This is a genomic window from Clostridium sp. (genome assembly GCF_051650885.1).
Taxonomy (GTDB): domain Bacteria; phylum Bacillota; class Clostridia; order Clostridiales; family Clostridiaceae; genus Clostridium.
Genome location: NZ_JBOFRG010000206.1, coordinates 1 through 3,516 on the forward strand (window position 1 = coordinate 1; position 3,516 = coordinate 3,516).

A 3,516-nucleotide genomic window follows, 5' to 3' on the forward strand; every position below is an offset into this window, starting at 1 on the left:
TTTTCATTCTTTCACCAAAAGTTAATACTCTATCTCTGTTAACTATTTGATCTGTGTAAAGAATTGAAGTATGACCCATACCACCTAATTCGATTAATCTATCAGCTTTATTTAAAGCATCTTCAAATGATGTTGCTTTGTACATTGCTAATACTGGTGATAATTTTTCATGTGAGAATGGCTCTTCTAATTCTACTGAAGTAACTTCTCCAACTAAAACTTTAGCTGATTCAGGAACTTCTACTCCTGCCATTTTAGCTATTTTATAAGCAGATTGACCAACCATGTCAGCATTTAATCCACCTTTTTCATTTAAGATTACTTTTCTAACCTTATCTATTTCTTCACCTTTTAAGACGTAAGCTCCTCTTTCAGATAACTCTTTTTTAACTTCATCATAAACTTGCTCTAAAACAACGATTGATTGTTCTGATGCACAGATAACTCCGTTATCAAAAGTTTTAGATAATAATATTGAGTTTACAGCCATTTTTATGTGAGCTGATTCATCTATAATTGCTGGAGTGTTTCCTGCTCCAACTCCTAAAGCTGGTCTTCCTGATGAGTAAGCAGCTTTAACCATCGCTGGTCCACCTGTTGCTAATATTATGTCTGATTCTCTCATAACATTTTGTGATAATTCAACTGATGGTACATCTATCCATCCGATTATTCCTTCTGGAGCTCCTGCTTTTACTGCAGCTTCTAAAACAATCTTAGCAGCTTCTATAGTAGAATTTTTTGCTCTTGGATGTGGTGATATTATTATTGCATTTCTAGTTTTTAAAGCTATTAAACATTTGAATATAGCTGTTGAAGTTGGGTTAGTTGTTGGAACGATTGCTGAAATAACTCCAATTGGTTCTGCAACCTTTGTTATTCCTGCAGTTTTATCTTCTTCTAAAACTCCACAAGTTTTTAAATTTTTATATTGGTTGTATATATATTCAGCAGCAAAGTTATTTTTTATAACCTTGTCTTCTACGATTCCCATTCCTGTTTCTTCAACTGCCATTTTAGCTAACTTAATTCTGTTGTGGTTAGCTGCTAAAGCCGCTTGTCTAAATATTTCATCTACTTGTTCTTGTGAGAACTTAGCGAATTTCGCTTGTGCCTCTCTTAGTGCTTTAATTCTTGCTGTTAATTCTTGAGCATTTGTAACTTTCATCATTTATTACATCCTCCTAATATTCAGGTAATTTATATTAATTTTAGTAAAATTTACTTATTTGTTTGAGACTTTATTAAAATTTAACCTCTTTTGTTATTTTTTTAACTTGTCTACAAATTCATTTTACTTGATTGTTTATTTTTTGTCAAACTTTTTTTAAAAACTTTTTTATTTTTTTCTCTTTTCTTTATTTATTCACCTATTATTCATCATTATTTAATCTTTTCAACATCTTTTTCTTTTTTTTGCCATCTATTACTTATTATTACTATACAATTTTTAACTTTAATTTTAATGTTTTTAAAAACACACTTAACTCTTCGTTCTAAACTTCGTTAAATATATAACAAAATCATCTCTTAATATTCCTTTATATTCTATTTTTCATCTTTTTTTTAATTATTGATATAAAAAGATAGCATTAATTCTTGTTTAGAACTAATGCTATCTTTCTTATTTAGATTCTTCTTTCTTTTTCTCAGTTAGTATTGCTTTACTAGAAATTAATTTATTACACTTGTTGCAAAAGTAACCTGTAGAACCGCATCCCTGAATACATTCGACTTCACTTCCACACTCTGGACAGTAATATGTCATATTTTCCACCTCAATTCTTTAGTTTTCATATCACATATTTTAGAACTTCTTTTTTAATTTGTCTATCCTTTTAAACGTTCTCTAGCTAATCTCTACTTTCTCAAGCTCTTCACTTTTCTCTATTTTTACATTTTTAATATATGAATTTTTATAAAAAGCATATGCAAGTTGTATTGTCATCACACACCATATTATTGGTTCACATATCATTACTCCAAAATATCCAAGCTTTGGTATTAGGAATATAACAAATAATATCTTTCCTGCAAATTCTATAACACTTGAAACTAAAGGTAATACTTTCTCCCCTATCCCTTGCAGAGAATTTCTTAAATTTAAAAGTATTCCAAGTACTGCATAGAATGCACTATTAATTATAAGATACCAAACACCATTATTTAAAAGCTCTTTTTCATTTGACCCTGTAACAAACTCTAATATAGTATTCCCTAATAAAACAGCCACTACTAATGATATCAATCCCCAAGCTCCTGACATTAAATTTGCATATTTAACACCCTTCCTTATTCTATCACTTTTATCTGCGCCCTTATTTTGTGATACAAATGTTGCAAGACTCATTGCAAGTACACCTACTGGCATCATTACAATTGATCCTACTTTTCTTGCAGCAGTATGTCCCGCTATTATTAAATGTCCAAATCCATTTATAGCAGTTTGTAATATAATTGTTCCTGTTGAAACTATCAACATCATCATCCCCATAGATAATCCTTGCCCTAAAAGTTCCTTATATAATTCCCTATCTATTTTAAAATGTTCTTTTCGTGGAATTAATATAGGACACTTCTTTAAAATATAAATAATACAAGCTCCACTTGCAATTACTTCTGCAATTATAGTTGCAACTGCTGCCCCTCTAATCCCCATATTAAACTCTGTTATCAACAATATATCTAGTCCTACATTTAATATTGCTGATACCACTAAAAATATTAATGGTGCAATACTATTTCCTATTGCTCTTAAAAGACTTGCACTTAAATTATATATAAATATAACTCCTACAGATATTCCTATAACAAATATATAAGAATAAGCCTCATCAATAATATTAGCAGGTGTATTAAGCAATTCTAATAATGGATATAAAAATAATACTGATATAATCATTACTATTAAAGTTAGTATAGCTCCAATAACTAATGCTCCTGCAACTGACTTCTTTATTCCATCTTCATCCTTCGCTCCATAAGCTCTTGCAGTTACAATACTTAACCCATTTCCAACTCCCAAAGCAAAACCAATAATCATCTCATAAATAGCAGCACTTGCACCAATAGCCCCAAGTGCCATATCCCCCAAATAATTACCAACAATCATAATATCCACAGTATTATAAAGCTGCTGAAATAAATTAGATATAAAAATCGGAACTGCAAAAATAATCAGTCCCTTCAAAATGCTTCCCTTCAATAAATCCACATTACTCTTAACCATATTTTCCACCTCAAAATTTTACTACTACTCGTCCTCATTATACATAAAAATCCTATTTAAGTAAATAAAGTAAAATCTAAGCCTTTAATTCTTCCATTACAAGAGTTGCTTGCAACTCTCCCTAATTCTTAATTTTTAACTCTTAATTAAAAAGGGGCTGTCGCTTTAGCGGAAATAAAATCCGTTAGCGATAGCCCTTTTTCTAAATAATATTTATAATTTACATTTTAAATTTTTAGATGTATTTAAATTTGTAAAATTATTAAAAATTGACGCACTTTAACAAG

At 29.7% G+C, this 3,516-nt stretch carries 3 protein-coding genes; all 3 read right to left on the reverse strand.

Features of this window, described 5'->3' with window-relative positions; translation table 11 throughout:
- Positions 1-1,168: aldehyde dehydrogenase family protein (locus ACRC28_RS09875; protein WP_438543284.1), on the reverse strand; the 1,168-nt coding region annotated here is incomplete at its 3' end.
- A gap of 456 nt (positions 1,169-1,624) precedes the next feature.
- Positions 1,625-1,768 carry a YfgJ family double zinc ribbon protein gene (locus tag ACRC28_RS09880; RefSeq protein WP_438543285.1) on the reverse strand — a complete coding sequence of 48 codons (144 nt, stop codon included), beginning with the start codon at positions 1,766-1,768 and terminating at the stop codon, positions 1,625-1,627.
- A gap of 81 nt (positions 1,769-1,849) precedes the next feature.
- Entirely contained in the window at positions 1,850-3,229 is a 1,380-nt protein-coding gene (locus ACRC28_RS09885; protein ID WP_438543286.1) for an MATE family efflux transporter, read from the reverse strand.
- Between the last annotated feature and the right edge of the window lie 287 nt (positions 3,230-3,516).